The following is a 17,133-nucleotide window of genomic DNA, read 5'->3' on the forward strand; positions in this document are numbered from 1 at the left end:
CTTTGGATACCAGAGCCCGAGTTCGTCTTATCCGGCAACACGCCGGCTGGCTGGCGTCAGCGATGGCGTCAAGGATACGGATGCGGTGACGGTGAAACAGCTCAATGCCGCTCTTGAGCGTATCGCGCAGCTGGAGCAGCTGCTTAAAAACGGGGGCTGATGCCCTGTCGTCCGGTCCCCTGTGTCACCAGGGACCGGGAAACTCATTATGTAATTCAGGATGAAAAAATATGGATCAGAATTTCTTTCGTGTGCCGTTCGCCTCTGCCGGTGATGTTTTAAGTATTCCTCAGGCACCGGCACCCGATGGCAGCGTGAGCTGGACTGAAGGGTGGCCGGAGGATTACGCCAAAGACATGGATACGGATGCACATGCAAAACCCGTCGAGCGTGAGGCGATGAACTTCATGTTCAATGCCGTAACGGTCGCGCTGCGTCAGTATCAGACGGCCGCATTCCCTGAATTTATCACGGCAGCTGATAACAACGGTGTTTCTTTCCCGTATGCGGCGGGTACCGTGGTTCGCTATCGTGCAGGTACCGACGAGCCGTTTAAAAACTACGTGTCTCTGGTGGATAACAACACGGCCACACCGGGTCAGGATGAAAGGAAATGGCAGGAATTCATTTTTGCTGAGGCCAGCGAAGAGGAAACAAAAGCCGGGGAAAGTGGCACGCTGATCATCTCCCCGCGTCGGCTGAAAAAATTTGCCGATGACCTTGAAGAGAAGATTGAGGAATCCATCAAGGATAACGTCGACCCGTTTACTGTTCCCGTTGGCGGGGGCATGCTCTGGTTTCATCCCGTTGCCCCTGATGGCTGGCTGGAGGGGAACGGTCAGGCTTTTGATCCGGTGGCAAACCCCAAATTGCTCGCAGTTTATCCGTCAGGCCATGTCCCGGACTGTCGCGGATACGCCCTGCGCGGATGGGATCATGGTGCGGGTGTTGACCCGGATGGTAGCAGGGAGGTAGGCAGTTATCAGGACGATGCCCTGCAGAACATTACGGGGACTTTCCCGGCAGATACGCGTGAGGCAAATGGGGCGGGAGCCTCGACCACGGGGGCGTTTACTGAAAGGCGGATCACAAAGGGATCCGGTTCGGATGGTTCAAGCAGGGGGCGTCTCTATACCTTTGATGCCTCACGCGTGGTGCGCACCTCAAGTGAAACACGCGGCAAAAATATTGCCTGCATGGTGATAATTAAAACAGACCAGGCGGAGGCAGAAACGGGAGAGCCGGCACCGACCGCGATTGTCATCACGCCTTCCACTGCAACGGTTAATGCCGGGGACAGTATTAAATTCAGCGCTACGGTCCTGCCTGCGTCAGTGGGCGGAAATTATCCCGTTTCGTGGGCAGTATCTGACCCTTCGCTGGGGATGATCGACGAGGATGGCCTGTATAGTTCCGTTGCCGGAAAAAGCGGCAGACAGACGGTTATCGCCTCCATTTCCACCGGATTAACCGCAACAGCGTCGGTCAGTCAGGAAATCTATCTGACATCGATCGACATCGGGGCAATCCCTGAGGAACTGCTGGTTGATGAAACCTACGAAATTGCTGTTCTCTATTCTCCGAATAACCATACGGAGAATATTCTATCCACGTCTTCTGACCCGTCAGTTGCCACGCTGACCGCCTCCGGGATGTTGACCGTTACGGGAGAAGGGACGGCGACACTTGCACTGACAGGGGCAGGCTCAGGCGTGACGGCATCGGTTACCGTGACAACCCGAGCCGCTGAGTTGCCTCCGGTCTATCTGGAGATAGAGAAAAATCTGGCTGAAATTGAAGAAGCCGGAGAAGCGGCGCAGGCCGAAGCCAGGGATCACATCGGGCTGGGTGAGCTGGCAACCAGAGACAGCCTGAGCGCGGAGGATGTCGGTGCCGCGCCTATGGCCACTGATTCATTACCGCAGGAGCAGGACCTGGATGATCTGACCACGCCAGGTGATTACTTCCAGAGCGTCAGCAGCTACGCCACCGCTGAAAACCACTACCCGGAGGAAACCGCAGGGGCTGTGCGTGTGGTTGCTACAGGCGTGAGTGAAGGGGCCTGCAGACAATTCTACTGGCCGTATAATTCAACAAAAGAATATCGCCGTTGTGGTTATGGGGAGCCGCTGGTGTTCAGTGAGTGGACGGAATACTAGAGCGCGGTATCACTGATTTATCATATGGGTCTGTGATACTGAAATGAATGTCTGACACATTTCATATTACAGCGTCCCCCGTTACCGCTCTTTATTGCACTGTGATAATTATCACAGTGCTTCCCTGATATTCCCCCGGAGGTGGGGTACCCTTTAGTGTCGATGTAATGGTCACGGTAGTAGGGGAAGATGAAGCATTGAGTTTCACTCCGCGTGAAAGAGGCTGATCGTTCAGGGTGAGGACACTTTCAAATTTACTTTTACTATCAAGAACGATTGAATCAACGCCTGAGTATTGACCTTTAATGGTGACTTTCATAGGTTGAGTACATGTAACATTAATTCTCCCTGACGCCCGGGAACCATTAACAGTGGTATCGTACTCTGTATGCCTGAGTTCAATGGACGGCATATCAAAAGAGCAGACTGTTGGAGGAAGCTCTCCTAAGGTGCACCGTCCACCAGGTAAGCGGCTGCTGTGATTTCCTCCATTTATCATGTATCCAGCAAGGGCACATAAATCTGAACCCTGAACGTGATCTTTAACATGTGTTTTTCCAAACCAAATTCCTTTTCTTTGCATTACCAGTCCGAGTTCACCGATTGTCTTCGCCGATGTCACCTCTTTTGAGTTCTCCAGCTCGGTTCCCCAAAAGGTTGAACCGTTACTCAGTGAAAGAGCTACACTGCATTGCCCCACTGTGCACCCATACAATGGATTAGGCAGGGTGGATGAGAAATCCCATTTAGTAATTCGCATCGTGTAATTCGTAAAGTTTTGGCTCCCTGTTGGCTCCCGGGTCGCTTGTACTTCCCACGCATCAGCTAGTGCAAACTGGGGTAACAGAGAGACAAATAGTATAATTACCCCTGCCCATAGGGCACCAGTTGCATTGCGGTGCGGATTACATGTTGTATCCATCGTGCAAGAAACATTTATTCCCATTCCCGACTGTTACCTCTGGTATTAATAATTTATTGCATTACTGATCGATTGGGTTAAGCGATCAATTGCTGTTAATCGATCGTTTTATTCTATCTCGATAGGGTGGGGTACTGAAAGCAGGTAAGTCAATTAAAAATTGATGATTTTAAGATAAGTCATCTAATGTAAAACCGTGGATAGAGCGTATGTGGCTACGGCGAGCCATTAGTGTTTAGTGAGTGGGATGAATATTAATTTCAGCCAGAATTCAGCAATGTAACTCACCCTTAAAAAATCTCAATTGATCTGCCCTAACGGCAAAATACACTGTATGTATAAACAGTGTTTCGGGAGGGTAGATCATGCCGAGGTTGTACGAAATAGAGGGCGCTTTCCGCGCCGCTGTAAAAATTGAGCAAACGGGACGGCGCACCGTCACCACGGAAGATTATGTTAAACAGCTGGAGGCGGTCAACTGGAACTGGTCACTGAAGCAGGCTAACACCTGGATCGAGTGCTACGTAACAACCTTCAAAGATATCTCTTCTGGAGAAGGGGAAGCGCGCACCTTTATGCTGTTCAATCCTAACGGGGGGGCTTTGAGATGGGTTTTCCCTCGCCAGCTACTGACTACATCGAAGAACGGATTTCGCTGGATAAGTTATTTATTTCTCACCCGAGCGCCACATATTTCATGAAGGCGGCAAACACGTACTGGCGTGCAGGTATGACTCAGGGGGCGCTTCTTATCGTGGATTGCTCGGCTACACCTTGCGACGGTTCGGTAGTCGTTTGCAAGCTGGCGGGGGAGTTTCATATACGGCGATTCAGGACTCATCCATATAAGCATCTGGAAAGCCTAGGCGGTGACGGTCGTAAGGACAGGATAAACACAGATGATGATGACGGGATTTTCGGCGTGATTTTGCACGCGGTGAATGACATGCGAACAATGGAATTTGACGATAATCCGGTGATGTAACACTGCCGCCCTTTGTTAGAGCGGCAGTGCCCAACCATTAAGAATCTGAAGGCTGGCGTGGCCCCACAAAGGAATCATCAACTTGCTTATGAACATCCTCATTAAACCAGGATGAATGCGTGATGTTGCTTCTGGGGATATTGATATTGGTATCGACATGCGCCAAGTTAGCGTAATCGTTGATGAAATAAATACGCTTAGTATCTTTGTGTCTGTATCCTGACATCACAGGAGTTAATGAAATTTCCTGTGTCGGCGCATCAGTTTCGTTTGGTTCAGCAATGCGGGAAACCACGCCAACATAAACTTTCCCGCAGTCCAATGTGACTAAAATACTTTTCTTATAAAGCATTGAATGAAAGAACAATGCATTCATCGGTGATTCAAGCATCAGTGGAGCCAGAACTGAAAGCTTAAGTTGCTTAGGTATGTCCTTAGGTACGATTGCTTGCTTCCGATTGAGATCTGATACTAATGCTTTGATGAACTTAACGACGTAAATAACTTTTGCCGTATAGGCCCACAGGTAGCCGATTGCTATTGATGTAACAGATATGCAGATAAACCAAGACCACATTCGGTTTAGATGATCCTCTTTTGTGAAAGAGGTCCATTTTGCAAGAGCCATTACTGGGTGAAAGTCCGTAAAAAGAGCTTTCAAAATGACAGCAAGGAATGCCGCACACATTACACAAAAGAAGCCGTAACCAGCTGCTTTCATGTAAAGCAGCTGGCCTGTATAACGGTGTAAACGGTAAAAGTGAAATGGGTGTTTTGTTAAAAGTATAAAACCACTAATAAGTAACGGAACGATTAAGAGGGCAATCATCTAGCGACATCACCCTCAGCCATTTTCTGGACCTCAACAGGCTGTTCCCCTGAGACAAAAACCTCTTCAGCAGAATCGTGTCTGATGCGTTCAACGGCATAATTTTGCATCGCGGCAAATTCTGGAGATTGTTTGATCTCCTGAGAGGAAACCTCAAGCCCACCGCGTCCATGAATGGTTATAGCGCCAATTCCTGTTTCCGGTAATGACTCGATGAAGGCTGCGGGGTCGTATTTTTTATCGTTGTCCTTAACCAACTGAAAGAACAACTTGATCACGCCGAGCGCACCGATAGTGTCAGTCAACATAAAACCTCCTGTATCCTCTATGATGCTTTCCAGGGCAGGTGCAACAATCCTCGTCTTTCCTGCTTACTATCATAGACAATTGTTGAGCTAAAGCGTTTCGCGTTAGCTGTCAAATTTTTAGTAATTATAAACATGCAACATTGTGTAGACAAATCTAACATGCTTTGCTGATTACTCATCCAACAAAAGGTTGATGTTGCGCATAATTCAGTAAATTTTGGGCATAGGAATTCATGATGCGAGATCGGTTGTACGCATGCCATGCAGGCGGCTAAGTGCTAATTTAATGAACTGATAACACAATGATTTTGCGTGCGCATCCACGATAAAACCACGAATGCGCACGAAAAAAGTGATAAGTATTTGAAATTTAGTGCACGTATTTGCAGCTATTTTAGGTCGGTTTTTGCTCGTTTTCGTTCTTAACTACTTGATATTTAACAAAAACAGATAGTGGCTAGCAGAAACAGGAATCGTATTCGGTCTCTTTTTATCTGCTTTTTGTTTCAGTTACTTACGGCTCACTGTCCGAAAGTTGTCCGAACTTCAATATTCGGTAATTCCTGTTATACCACACCGTTTTTAACATTCACAATTCATTTACACGTAAACTGATCGCTATGAAACCGTTTAGGGCCTGCCGGACCCCGGTACACCAGATGGCGTGCAGTCGCTTGTCAGGCGAAAGCCGCGTCTTGACGCTAAAGCGAACGTGGCAGGGGCGTTAACCGCAATCAGCTGGACGCACTGGGTTATGCCACCGCAACAATCGAACACTTTCAGAACCTCGACATGGTCGCAGAGTGCGTCCTGGAAAAACTGGCGCCATCGCATATCGTCTTCTTTTTTGCATACCCGGAAGGAACAGACAATGCCTCGAATTGATACACCTACAGCTCAGGCCGATAAGTTTGGTCCTGGTGAACGAATGGTGACCTGGCACAGTGCACGCTTTATATTAATATTCCACCGCCACAGTGTATCTACCCTCTGCGCAAAAAGAGACTCAATTATATTATCGGGCTTGAGGCCAGCAATCCCTTATCTCCACATATGTGAAAGGAATCATCTCGGGGTGTCCGGTAACTTCTATAGTAGGAGTAAATGTGATGTACGATATTGACAGGGAATTCAGTTAGATGCGCGGTCAGCAAGTTGTTCTGCTGAAAGTGAGGGGGGCGTTAATATTTATCAGCAGGTTGTGTTGCCACTGCCTTTTGATATTGTCGCGGAAGCAAAGGAGAGAAAGAAAAAATATTGAGTGAAGCCGAAGAGGTCGTTGCGCCGCTTTAACGCGCCCTAAAGTAGGGGAGATTGTACTCAGGCTCCTGATTTACAGTGGCCTGAGATAGCTGGTGACAATACAAGAACTACATCTGGACACGTTTGCTTATTCTTTTACAGCAGCGTCATTCAATTGCTCGTCAATTAAAGAAAGTATAGGCCTAATATCGGCATCCATAACCCGACGTTCTTTCAGTCTCACCTGTATAGCTAATTTGTAGTTTGGCCCCCACACATCTGCGTTATCTGCTGGTGCGACGAGTATTTTTAAAGGGTAAACACAGATCAGTTTGTTCTGGAATGCTCTTGACACATGTACAAATGATGTGTCGGGGGAAATAACCAGAGCGCTATCTTTGATTATTTGTGCGGCAGAAAAGAATGACGGCGTTGTATTTTTAGTGACATTTTCTGAATCTGGGATAGTGGCAATCTTGTGTTGTTCACCGAGGATGATCATGTGATAAGAATTGGCGTATTTAGCCATATGATTTGTTATGGCTTCAATTTGCGATGCTGAGAAAAAACGCTCACTGACGCTACCGTAAGGGATAAATGAGACTATTTTTTTATTGGTGGTTTTTTTAATAAACTCCCGTGCCGCATTAGCATCTTCGTCAGGTATAATAACTGAGTAATCATAATCTGTTACACTGATCCCTAACCTTTCAAGTAAGTCAATGTACCGGGTGCTAATATGCGCCAGAGGTTTTTTTATTTTAATGACTTCATCATATATTCGATATTTGCTTGTGAATCCAATGGTCTTATAAGGCTTTGATAGTCTAATCAAATTAAATGTATCAATATTAGAGTGTGTTACCTCATGCGAATCAATGAAAATAAATGGGCTGATTTCATTCAGCGCACTAAGTAGGGGGGCTTTATTATTGGCTTCATATAAATATAGTCCATCTAAATTATCCCATTCTTTAAATAGAAAATAAGTTCTCTTGTCTGCTATTACAGAAACTCGGTAATTATGTTTCACCAGAGTATTAATCACCCCACCAATAACAACAGCATCACCAATACCTTTAGCGATGAAAGGTATTACTAAATGATTTGTGCCTAAATCACTCCCAGTCTTATTGGCTCGAGAACGAGCAGTAATTTCACTTAATAAGTTCAATTTGAGCTTTAATTTGGCTCTTTTTAGATAATAATTTTTCGATCTGTTTGCTTTCCTGAGCCATTTGATCACTGTCTTCTCCTTATTCTTGATATAATAATTTATCTTAATGCTAACTGAGCAGCCTCACTATATGCAATAGCTGGCTGCACTGTATGGTTAAGGTTGCAGTCAGGGATCACGAGCTTGCCGTGCTATGGCAATCATTTACTGATTCTCATCGAGTGTGAATTTGTCTGCTTCAGCACATGGCATTACCACATAGCCAGAATAAGCACATGTTGCAGGCATTAATCGGGATAAATAACCACTTAACCAGGTGTAAGAGGCTGGCACCCTGCTGCGGTGTTTCGGTACGCATAGTGTTTCGGAAAAAACACACAGCAGATGTGTGTTTTTTAATCTGAGTGAAATAAAGATAAAATCCAGTCATCCACTTTCTCAGATGGGATACTCCCGGTGAGCCTCCTTTCAACATACCACTCTCAGGCAGGCAGACATTCAGCCATTCTAGACGGTTTTGTTCAATTCTTACATGTGGTTCGCGAAAGCAAGGTTCAGGGCTAAAAGCGGGCGTTGATGGCCGTTTTGATTTCATCAAGCAGCTCAAAGCGGCGGCGGTATTCGGCCCGTTTCTTACTGGCAATCTCGTCCAGGGATTTACGCGCCATCTCTGGCGGCAGCTGCCAGCAGAAAGTTGAGCGTTTTTTGCCGTCCAGCGTTTCCCAAAACTCATCGTAGCTGGCGTGGAAATGGCGACCTTTGCTCAGGCGATAACGCAACGCGCGGAAAACATGCCCTTCATCACTGACGGCATAAATAGCGCGGATATCGGACTGCGCGACCAGCTGGAAAATGACTTCCATCAGAACGCGTTTTGGGAACAGGCCGTGGCAGGCGCGGGTGGCCTGTTTTATCACATCGTGACTGACGCCGCGGCGTGGCCCCTGAAGCCCACCGATCACCAGTACCCGTTGCCCCGCGCTGCGTGCAACGCTAAAAGTCAGGCTTGCGAGCAAGCTATTTTCGTCATCGCGCAGCCACAACGTGCTTTCACCTTCGCGCTCGGCTTTATGGGCAGAGGAGGCATTGACAGTATAGAGCACCTCATTTTTAGCCCTGAACTGCACCACAGGCTGCTCCTGAGGGCTGGTCAGCGCATGGGCGAGGGAAGGGTCTTTCAGACCATCGATCCAGTGATAGTGGCTGACGATCGCGTCAGCACGGTCGCCGGCATTCAGACCGCGCATTAAATACTGGCGGTGAGTTTTACTGGGTAACGTAATTTGCGAGGCCAACAGTCGGTCGAAATCATCCCGGCCAGAGAGTGCCTCCAGCATGCGTCGGGTAGAAGACCAGAACAAAAGCGAGCGTAACAGGAACTTCAGTCGATACTCACGCTTTTTCCAGATAGGGCCCGGAACGCATTTTCCGTTGACCAGGTCGGAAATAATATGTGTGCGATGTGGAAAAAGCACATCGTTATGCAGGTGAGTATTGGACACGTTGAAACCTCTCTTTTTATTTAGTGCTTATTCTAAAGGGCCAATAAAAAAGGATTAATAGTGCGAGGATCTTTATTTCCGTTTGGTTTACTGTTTGTTTGGCTTTGTGATATCCGGCGCTGACATTGGCAATTTCTGATGCAGCTATACTTATTCAGGGAGGCCTTATGTATCAGCGAATCGATGGTAGTAAGTGGCGTCACGTCTGGGTTGTAAGCGATATACACGGTTGCTATCAGTGGCTGTTGGACGAACTGAAACGCCGTCACTTTAATCCTTATGAGGATTTGCTTATCTCCGTGGGGGATTTGATTGATCGTGGCCCGGATAGCGTTAAGTGCTTACAGCTCATCAATGAAAAATGGTTTCGTGCAGTACGGGGTAATCATGAACAAATGGCAATCGACAGCCTGGATAATAATGATTTCGCCCTCTGGACGCTCAATGGGGGGATCTGGTTTACGCGTCTTGATGACCTCCAGCAACAGCAGGCAATGACATTATTCGAAGCATGCCGACAGTTGCCGCATATCATTGAGATCACCTGCGCAAACGGTCTGAATGTGATCGCCCATGCCGATTATCCGGCAGCGGAATATGTCTGGCAAAAACCGGTCGATGCCCGGCGGGTGCTATGGGATCGGGATCGGTTAATGGGATTTATGGCAGGCAGAGGGCTGGGGATTTGCGGTGCGGATCATTTCTGGTTCGGTCATACGCCCGTGGATAAGCGATATGATTTTCACAACCTGCACTACATTGATACCGGCGCGGTGTTTGACGGCTATTTCACGCTGGCGCAGTTGCAGTAATAAATAACCCGCCTTCGGGCGGGTTCTCTCTGGTCAGGCAAGACGCATGACCCAGGCATCGGTTTTACTATCGTAATGCTCGCGGTAAAGGACGGAATGTTCGCCATCAAGGAGTGCCGGAACGCTGGTGTCGGCATCCCAGGCATCCAGTTGCATACACAAATCCGGGTCGGATTTGCAGGGAATACTTAACGTTCGTTCGCCCTGGGTTTCGCCGCGCAATTCTGCGTCGTCGATTTCAAAAGCGCCAATTCGCACGCTGGTTTTCGTCATAATGCTCTCCGGGTGTGTTGTCAAAATCTGGTATGACCAGTACAGCCATCCATTTTTGATCGTAGACAAGGAGAGCAAAATCGCCAGTAAAAAAGTGCGCTTTTTTTAGTCGGCGCGATCGTTACCGGTAAACAGGCGACCATCGCGCACCAGTTCGCGTGGATAGCTGTTTTTCAGACGCGAACCCACTTTCTTTGCCAGCCCCAGCGGGTATCCCTGGTACGTCACCACGACGTCATCCTGAGAAGGGGGCGTTTCCGGATACACATCGCGCCCCCGGTACCACTCTTCAGCTTCCTGATGCGTCAACGCGAAGGTGTTAGCTGTGCCGGCAAGGGCAATGACCGCCTCGTGCTGCCAGCGATAGCCCTTGTTATGCACTTCCGCCAGGAGGATCCCGATTCGGGAAAAACGGACTTTGCCGATAAGCGGCTCAATGTTCGCCGGGAAAAGCCAAATCTCTTTATCACGCTGCCAGAGGTGGAGATCGTCGTTCCAGATCAGTCCGGCTTTGCGGGCCGCGGTGGTGACCTGCTCTGTTTCACGGCCTTTCAGCGGTGTGAAGGGGAAATTACCGACCTTAAATTTTGGTGCAGGCAGCGGGGTGATGGCGGCAGTTTTACGCAGACGGGCGACAAAAAAACCTTCGCAGTCATAAATCTGCGGGAAGACGTGGAGGAAACCTTCCGGGGTGATGGCGTCTTTGGCCGAGGCAAACAAGTCATCCAGTGGCAGAAACTCAACCGCATCGGGGTATTGCGCTTGCAGCCACAGGCAGACGTCTTCGTTTTCATCACGGTTTAATGTGCAGGTGGAGTAAACCAGCGTGCCGCCCGGACGCAGGGCATGCAACGCGCTGTCAATCAGTTCGCGCTGCGTCGCGGCGATATCGAGATTGCTTTCGACTGACCAGTTTTTTAAGGCATCGGGATCTTTGCGTACCACACCTTCACCGGAGCAGGGCGCATCCAGCAGAATGGCGTCAAATGTTTCCGGCAAGGCGGCGCCAAACACGCGACCGTCGAAATGTGTCAGAGCGACGTTCTGAATGCCGCAGCGGCTGATGTTGGCATGCAGTACCTTGACGCGGCTGGCTGAAAACTCATTGGCAAGAATGGCCCCGCGGTTAGCCATGCGGGCGGCAATCTGCGTGGTTTTTGAGCCGGGGGCGGCAGCGACATCCATGACCCGTTCAGGGGCGTTGCCATCGGCAAACAGCGCAGCAACCGGCAGCATTGAGCTGGCTTCCTGAATATAAAACAGGCCGCTCAAATGCTCGGCGGTACTGCCCAGCGGCAGTGATGCTTCGTCCTCCCGTTCGATCCAGAAACCCTCTTCACACCACGGCACCGGCATAAGCTGCCAGTTGTAGGGGGATACCAGCGTAAGGAAATCGGCGACGCTGATTTTCAGCGTGTTGACGCGAATACTTCGGCGTAACGGTCGCTGACAGGCGGCGATAAAATCATCTAACAAGAGGTGAGAAGGAAGCGTCTCGCGCATCTGCGCCAGGAATTGTTCAGGAAGATATACGGAGTTTTGAGCCACGGGCACACCACAGGGAAATGTTCAGGTGCGCAGTGTAACATAAAGGCTCCGGCGCGTTGACACCGGAGCCCTGAGATTAACGCGGCAGGGCGGTTCCCCACTCGCGCCACTCTTTAGGTTCGCTTTCGAGCAGCAGGAAGTGTTTACCCGGCTGTGCTTTTGGCGCCAGCGGTGTACCCGGAGGCGTGGCAAAAGCAATACCACCGCGAATAAACTGGTTGAAGGTGCCGGTTTTCACCACGCCACCCGTCAGGCCGAAGTCCAGCGAATAGCCGGAGGCCAGCCAGAACACCGAGTTATTCCGCACCAGATGCTGGTAACGATCGCTGATGCGTAACGCCACCATCACGCGGTCGGAGAGGGTCCCGAGCGTCAGGCCGGTCACCGTTCCCACTTCAATACCGCGGAACAGGACTGGCGTGCCGATGCTAAGCGAGCCGGCTTCCGGTACCTCCACCACTATGCTCAGACCATCAAGATAGCGCGAGTCGGTGATGGTAGCTTCCTGCAACTCAAAATCACGACGCGCGTTGCCACGGCCAGGCTCGACGTTGATATACGGCTGCAGGATGGTGTCGAGATGCTCAACGCCCGCGGCCGAGATTTGCGGCGTCACCACGGAGAAACGCGTGCCTGAACGGGCGAACGTCTGCACATATTCCGGATAAAGCACCGCGGTGGCCTGCACTTCGTTACGTGCGGTGATCAGCGTCAGCTTCTGGATCTGTCCGATATCAATGCCCAGGTAGCGGATGGGCATTCCTTCAGCCAGCTTCCCGGCGTCGAAGGCATGCAGGGTAATTTGCCCGCCAACCGCACGTGCAGCGGTTTCTGACGGGAAGAGGATGCGCTTGTCACCCTTGCGCATATTGCCGCCTGCGCCGGGCAGATTATCAAAGCTAATCGCCCCGCGCAGCGCGCGGGAGAGCGGGGAGGCCTGCACGGTCAACCCGCTGCCGTTAAGCTGAACCTTTGCTCCACCTTCGGCCCAGAAGACGCTGTTTGGCGTAAGCAACTTGCGATATTCCGGCTTGATGTGCAGTTCGATATCAAAGGCGTCTGCATGTGGGCGAACGGTGATCACTTCCCCAACCTCAAACTTGCGATACAGCACGACCGAGCCTGCCTGTACGTCCGGCAGCGTCTCCGCACTCAACGTCAGCGTGGTGGTCGGCAGATCGCTCAGGCTGTTTTCAATGGCTTTATCCAGATTGGCATACAGCGGATAACTGTCACGAACAGGGCCTTTATTGCCAGGCAGGATGCGGATCCCGCCGTTCACCCACTCGCTGGCACTGGCGCCGAGAAATTCAACGCCGTCCAGCCCGACCTTGACGTCAACGCGGCTGTTAACCACGAATTTGCTGTCGCCATGCACCAGGTTGCTGTATTGCGGATCAATTGCGACGGAGAAGCTCACCCCGTTTTCCGACAGCGTACGCTCCAGCACCTGACCGACCTGCACGCCGTGTAAGATCAGCGGCTGACCGGCTTCGATACCGTAACTTTCCGGCGCGTTCAGCGTAATGGTCACCACGCCGGGTTTTTGCAGCAGGGCTTTATCCGCCGGGGCAACCACAAAGTTGTTGCTGGGCTGACCTTCGCCGGGGATCAACTCGAAGGTACTGCCTGTCAGGAGGCTGCTGATGCTGGCATCACTCAGAGACAGTTTCGGGCTGCGCATTTCAATACGCGTTTTCTCGCGCAGGAGATCCACTACGCTTGGGTCAACCGTCATCTCCCCGGTTACGGAACCGCCCGGATTGAGCGTCATTTTGGTGAGCTGACCGACCTCCAGCCCCTGATACATCAGCGGCGTAGAACCGGCTTTTAACCCTTTGGCATCAGGCAGAGCAAGTTTGACGATCACCCCACGCTGGCTATGTGCCAGGTCGGCATACAATCCGAACGTGTCATCTGCGGTGGCAGGGCTGGAATTTTCCGGGGAGTCAAAGGCAATCGCGCCATTGACCAGCGCGGCCAGGCTTTCAAGCTTCACTTTCGCACCGCTGAGGCTTACGTCAGCATCCACGCCGGACACATTCCAGAAACGGCTGCCTTTTTTCACCAGATTGGTAAAGCGACGCTCGATTAACACATCGATGGTCACGCCCTGCTTGTTGGGGTTGATGGCGTAATCGTAAACCCGGCCCACCGGGATTTTACGGAAGTACACCAGCGAGCCGCTGTTCAGTGACCCTAAATCGGGTGCCTGCAGGTGGATCATCAGATCCCCGTTATTGAGGCGGTATTTCGGCTGTGTATCAAGCGCAACAAAGTGATCCTGCGGTTCACCTTTACCCGGCATCATGCCGATATAGTTCCCGCCAACCAGCGCATCCAGTCCGGACACCCCGGCCAGAGAGGCCTTCGGCGTGACCAACCAGAACTGCGTTTCGCTGCGCAGCGCGTCCTGCATATCGGATTTGATGCTGGCCCGTACCTGAATTTTATTCAGCCCTTTTCCAAGGGAGATATCCTGCACGGTACCCACTTCCACCCCCTGGAAACGCACCGGGGTACGTCCGGCCACAATGCCGTCGGCGGACTGGAAATCAATGGTGATGGTGCTTCCGCGATCTTCATAGCTCGTCCAGATAAGCCAGCCTGCAATCATCAGGGCGATGACAGGCAGCAACCAGAATGGCGAAATGCGGCGTTTTGTTTTAATTCTCGCTTCAGTCGGCGAAGCGGGGGTTTCCTGACTCATGTGCATCCCAAAGTAAGCGGCTATCCAGCCATTCCACAGCAAGAATAGTCAATATCACCGCAGAGCCGAAATAAAAAGCTGCGGGTCCCATTGTAAAAGCAAGTAGCTGGTCGCGGTTAATCAGCGACATCATCAACGAAATCACGAACAGATCCAACATCGACCAGCGGCCAATCCATGTAACGAAGCGCAGGAGCAGGATACGGGTACGTAAGCCTTGCTCACATTTAAAGTGGATGCTGATGAGCAGGGTAAACATCACCACCACTTTGGTAAACGGCACCAGAATACTGGCGATAAACACAATTGCCGCCACCCCTACATTGCTGTGCGCAAGAGAGATAATGCCGGAGAGGATGGTATCTTCCTGGCGTGCACCATTCACGTAAATAATGGAAATCGGCAACATATTGGCAGGGATCAGGAATACCAAAGAGGCAATCAGTGCGGCCCAGCACTTTTGCAGGCTGTTGTTGCGCCGCAGCCTCAAAGGAATATGGCAACGTGGACAGCGGCCGCGCGCGTCAGGCAGCCCGGTGTAGTGACAACCCAGACAGACCCGGAGGTTTTCATCCGGGCGTGTGGCAGGGCGCTGAGGGTAAAAACGTTCCCAGAGTTGCTCAACGTTCAGATGGATTAACGTCAGGATACTGAGCAATACCAGACAGATAAACGCAAAGAGTCCGACGCCTGGCTGCAGAAACGCGTAGTCCTGTACTTTGATTGACGCCACGCCGACACCCACAAGATAGATATCCAGCATGACCCACTCTTTGAGTTTATCCAGCATCAGCAACACCGGTCGCAGGTTCATCCCCAGAATATTGCCGAGCCACAGATAGGCAATCGCCGCGACCAGAACCAGCGGCGCGCCAACGGTGCAAAAAAGCACCATGGCTGCGGTCACCGGATCGCCCTGGCGCGTCATCTGCCAGATCCCCTGCAGCACGTTGGCATCAATACGCACGCCGAGCAGGTAGAGCTTCAATAGCGGCTCGCTCCAGGCAAAGGGCATCAACAGCAACATGGTGACTGCCATGGCGGCGAGGCGGGTTAATGACCAGTCGCGCCCGTCACGAATTTTGGCATCGCAGCGGGGACAAAAGGCGCTTTGATGCGATTTCATCTTCGGCAACATAAAAAGCGTATCGCACTGGGGGCAACGCTGATAATGTGCACGAGGCAAAGCTTCGCTTACCGTATGGACAGTTATCTTTTTTGTCGGCGTGATTTTGGTTGTTTTTAAGGCCATCGGTTGCGCACAAATAAGTATTGTTGAACGTTATATTAACTCATGAACGGATTCATCTTGAGCATGAGCGCATTTAATGCTTATTTTAATAGGCTATGCGGTAATTTTGTAAGACAACTAAGTGATTGAAGAATGAACAAAACAGAATTCTACGCGGATCTGAACCGCGATTTTAAGGCATTGATGGCGGGTGAGACCAGCTTCTTAGCCACTCTGGCAAATACAAGTGCATTACTCTTTGAACGTCTGACCGAGGTAAACTGGGCCGGTTTTTACCTTCTTGAAGGCGAAACGCTGGTGCTGGGGCCTTTCCAGGGGAAACTCGCCTGCGTGCGTATCCCTGTGGGACGCGGCGTATGCGGAACGGCTGTCGCCAAAAATGCGGTGCAGCGTGTAGAGGACGTTCACGCGTTTGACGGTCACATCGCCTGCGATGCCGCCAGTAATTCTGAAATCGTGCTGCCGCTGGTGGTAAAAAATCAGATTATTGGCGTTCTGGACATCGACAGTACGGCCTTCAGTCGCTTTACAATCGAGGACGAACAGGGGCTGCGCGAGCTGGTGGCGAATCTGGAAAACGTTCTTGCAGCAACCGATTATCAAAAATTCTTTGCGAGCGTCGCAGGATAATCAACGGATAACGTAGCATTTACTGATAGCGTCATTATAATGACGCCTGTTCATGCCTGCGCTTGTTGGCAACGTCCGTTGTAATCAGGAAATTTCATGGAAAATCAACCTAAGTTGAATAGCAGTAAAGAAGTTATCGCATTTCTGGCCGAGCGTTTCCCACAGTGCTTCAGCGCTGAAGGCGAAGCTCGTCCCCTGAAAGTCGGTATTTTTCAGGATCTGGTGGCACGCGTTGAGGGGGAAATGAACCTCAGCAAAACTCAGCTGCGCTCCGCCTTACGTCTTTATACTTCGAGCTGGCGTTACCTGTACGGTATCAAACCGGGCGCGACCCGTGTGGATCTTGACGGCAACCCATGTGGTGAGCTTGACGAGCAGCACGTAGAGCACGCGCGTAAGCAGCTAGAAGAAGCCAAAGCACGCGTTCAGGCACAACGTGCAGAACAGCAGGCGAAAAAACGCGAAGCCGCTGCGGCAAACGGCCAGGAAGAAGCGCCTCGTCGTGAACGTAAGCCGCGTCCTGCACCGCGTCGCAACGAAAATAACGATCGCAAACCGCGTGCTGACAAACCAGCAGCTAAAGCCCCTCGCGCACCTCGTGAAGAGCAGCGCCACACTCCGGTTTCAGACATCAACGCCCTGAGCGTGGGTCAGGCACTGAAGGTAAAAGCGGGTAACAATGCAATGGACGCCACCGTACTGGAAATCACCAAAGATGGCGTTCGTGTACAGCTGACTTCTGGTATGTCAATGATTGTACGCGCAGAACACTTGTTGTTCTGAA

Annotated in this window: 15 protein-coding genes and 1 pseudogene; 7 read left to right on the forward strand and 9 right to left on the reverse strand. The window is 50.8% G+C overall.

Annotated features, from left to right (window positions below):
- Nucleotides 1-46 precede the first annotated feature (46 nt).
- Both EKN38_RS26255 and EKN38_RS19405 read left to right on the forward strand, forming a co-directional pair.
- Nucleotides 47-160: a hypothetical protein gene (locus tag EKN38_RS26255; RefSeq protein WP_221760822.1), complete on the forward strand. Its 114-nt coding sequence runs from the start codon at nt 47-49 to the stop codon at nt 158-160.
- Between the two features lie 70 nt (nt 161-230).
- Nucleotides 231-2,159, forward strand: a complete 1,929-nt coding sequence (locus EKN38_RS19405) for an Ig-like domain-containing protein (protein ID WP_126522530.1) — start codon at nt 231-233, stop codon at nt 2,157-2,159.
- 91 nt (nt 2,160-2,250) lie between these two features.
- Here EKN38_RS19405 and EKN38_RS19410 read toward each other — a convergent pair whose 3' ends face one another.
- Nucleotides 2,251-2,919, reverse strand: coding sequence for a hypothetical protein (locus tag EKN38_RS19410; protein ID WP_126522534.1), 669 nt, complete (start codon nt 2,917-2,919; stop codon nt 2,251-2,253).
- A gap of 527 nt (nt 2,920-3,446) precedes the next feature.
- On the opposite strand from EKN38_RS19410, the pseudogene EKN38_RS26070 reads away from it, so the two are divergent.
- Nucleotides 3,447-3,680, forward strand: a pseudogene (locus tag EKN38_RS26070) (DNA polymerase V); the annotation flags it as partial.
- 8 nt (nt 3,681-3,688) lie between these two features.
- On the forward strand, nt 3,689-4,066 hold the full coding sequence (locus tag EKN38_RS19420; protein WP_126522536.1) for a S24 family peptidase: 378 nt from the start codon (nt 3,689-3,691) through the stop codon (nt 4,064-4,066).
- A gap of 37 nt (nt 4,067-4,103) precedes the next feature.
- Here EKN38_RS19420 and EKN38_RS19425 read toward each other — a convergent pair whose 3' ends face one another.
- The 4 genes from EKN38_RS19425 to EKN38_RS19440 form a co-directional block, all read right to left on the reverse strand.
- A complete protein-coding gene (locus tag EKN38_RS19425) occupies nt 4,104-4,895 on the reverse strand; it encodes a hypothetical protein (RefSeq protein WP_126522539.1) in 792 nt (263 codons plus the stop codon).
- Nucleotides 4,892-5,203: a hypothetical protein gene (locus EKN38_RS19430; RefSeq protein ID WP_126522543.1), complete on the reverse strand. Its 312-nt coding sequence runs from the start codon at nt 5,201-5,203 to the stop codon at nt 4,892-4,894. The genes EKN38_RS19425 and EKN38_RS19430 overlap by 4 nt, the downstream gene beginning before the upstream one ends.
- Nucleotides 5,204-6,593: 1,390 nt before the next feature.
- A complete protein-coding gene (locus tag EKN38_RS19435) occupies nt 6,594-7,691 on the reverse strand; it encodes a glycosyltransferase family 9 protein (protein ID WP_014832386.1) in 1,098 nt (365 codons plus the stop codon).
- Between the two features lie 491 nt (nt 7,692-8,182).
- A complete protein-coding gene (locus tag EKN38_RS19440; RefSeq protein WP_014832385.1) occupies nt 8,183-9,124 on the reverse strand; it encodes a VirK/YbjX family protein in 942 nt (313 codons plus the stop codon).
- 167 nt (nt 9,125-9,291) lie between these two features.
- Here EKN38_RS19440 and pphA point away from each other — a divergent pair, with 167 nt between their 5' ends.
- Nucleotides 9,292-9,936, forward strand: coding sequence for a protein-serine/threonine phosphatase (gene pphA, locus EKN38_RS19445; protein ID WP_014832384.1), 645 nt, complete (start codon nt 9,292-9,294; stop codon nt 9,934-9,936).
- A 33-nt stretch (nt 9,937-9,969) separates the two neighbouring features.
- Here the strand turns inward: pphA and EKN38_RS19450 are convergent, their stop codons facing one another.
- The 4 genes from EKN38_RS19450 to yebS form a co-directional block, all read right to left on the reverse strand.
- Complete coding sequence (locus tag EKN38_RS19450; protein WP_014832383.1) at nt 9,970-10,209, reverse strand: YebV family protein; 240 nt, start codon at nt 10,207-10,209, stop codon at nt 9,970-9,972.
- 105 nt (nt 10,210-10,314) lie between these two features.
- Complete coding sequence (gene rsmF / locus EKN38_RS19455) at nt 10,315-11,757, reverse strand: 16S rRNA (cytosine(1407)-C(5))-methyltransferase RsmF (protein WP_126522546.1); 1,443 nt, start codon at nt 11,755-11,757, stop codon at nt 10,315-10,317.
- Nucleotides 11,758-11,833: 76 nt separating this feature from the next.
- Nucleotides 11,834-14,467, reverse strand: a complete 2,634-nt coding sequence (locus EKN38_RS19460) for a PqiB family protein (RefSeq protein ID WP_014832381.1) — start codon at nt 14,465-14,467, stop codon at nt 11,834-11,836.
- Complete coding sequence (gene yebS, locus EKN38_RS19465; RefSeq protein WP_014832380.1) at nt 14,436-15,719, reverse strand: membrane integrity lipid transport subunit YebS; 1,284 nt, start codon at nt 15,717-15,719, stop codon at nt 14,436-14,438. The genes EKN38_RS19460 and yebS overlap by 32 nt, the downstream gene beginning before the upstream one ends.
- A 132-nt stretch (nt 15,720-15,851) precedes the next feature.
- Between yebS and EKN38_RS19470 the strand changes: the two genes are divergently transcribed.
- Nucleotides 15,852-16,349: a GAF domain-containing protein gene (locus tag EKN38_RS19470; protein WP_047360901.1), complete on the forward strand. Its 498-nt coding sequence runs from the start codon at nt 15,852-15,854 to the stop codon at nt 16,347-16,349.
- Nucleotides 16,350-16,445: 96 nt separating this feature from the next.
- Nucleotides 16,446-17,132 carry an RNA chaperone ProQ gene (gene proQ, locus EKN38_RS19475; RefSeq protein WP_014832378.1) on the forward strand — a complete coding sequence of 229 codons (687 nt, stop codon included), beginning with the start codon at nt 16,446-16,448 and terminating at the stop codon, nt 17,130-17,132.
- The last annotated feature ends 1 nt before the right edge of the window (nt 17,133 follow it).

It is taken from the genome of Enterobacter sp. WCHEn045836, assembly GCF_003965585.1.
Taxonomy (GTDB): Bacteria; Pseudomonadota; Gammaproteobacteria; order Enterobacterales; family Enterobacteriaceae; genus Enterobacter; species Enterobacter dissolvens.

Excerpts from the sequence above, each read along its gene's own strand:
- EKN38_RS19420 (WP_126522536.1), top strand. The coding sequence starts at position 3,689 with ATGGGTTTTCCCTCGCCAGCTACTGACTACATCGAAGAACGGATTTCG.
- EKN38_RS19410 (WP_126522534.1), bottom strand. The coding sequence starts at position 2,919 with ATGCGAATTACTAAATGGGATTTCTCATCCACCCTGCCTAATCCATTG.
- pphA (WP_014832384.1), top strand. The coding sequence starts at position 9,292 with ATGTATCAGCGAATCGATGGTAGTAAGTGGCGTCACGTCTGGGTTGTA.
- EKN38_RS19430 (WP_126522543.1), bottom strand. The coding sequence starts at position 5,203 with ATGTTGACTGACACTATCGGTGCGCTCGGCGTGATCAAGTTGTTCTTT.
- EKN38_RS19425 (WP_126522539.1), bottom strand. The coding sequence starts at position 4,895 with ATGATTGCCCTCTTAATCGTTCCGTTACTTATTAGTGGTTTTATACTT.
- EKN38_RS19460 (WP_014832381.1), bottom strand. The coding sequence starts at position 14,467 with ATGAGTCAGGAAACCCCCGCTTCGCCGACTGAAGCGAGAATTAAAACA.
- yebS (WP_014832380.1), bottom strand. The coding sequence starts at position 15,719 with ATGGCCTTAAAAACAACCAAAATCACGCCGACAAAAAAGATAACTGTC.
- EKN38_RS19470 (WP_047360901.1), top strand. The coding sequence starts at position 15,852 with ATGAACAAAACAGAATTCTACGCGGATCTGAACCGCGATTTTAAGGCA.
- EKN38_RS19405 (WP_126522530.1), top strand. The coding sequence starts at position 231 with ATGGATCAGAATTTCTTTCGTGTGCCGTTCGCCTCTGCCGGTGATGTT.
- EKN38_RS19450 (WP_014832383.1), bottom strand. The coding sequence starts at position 10,209 with ATGACGAAAACCAGCGTGCGAATTGGCGCTTTTGAAATCGACGACGCA.
- proQ (WP_014832378.1), top strand. The coding sequence starts at position 16,446 with ATGGAAAATCAACCTAAGTTGAATAGCAGTAAAGAAGTTATCGCATTT.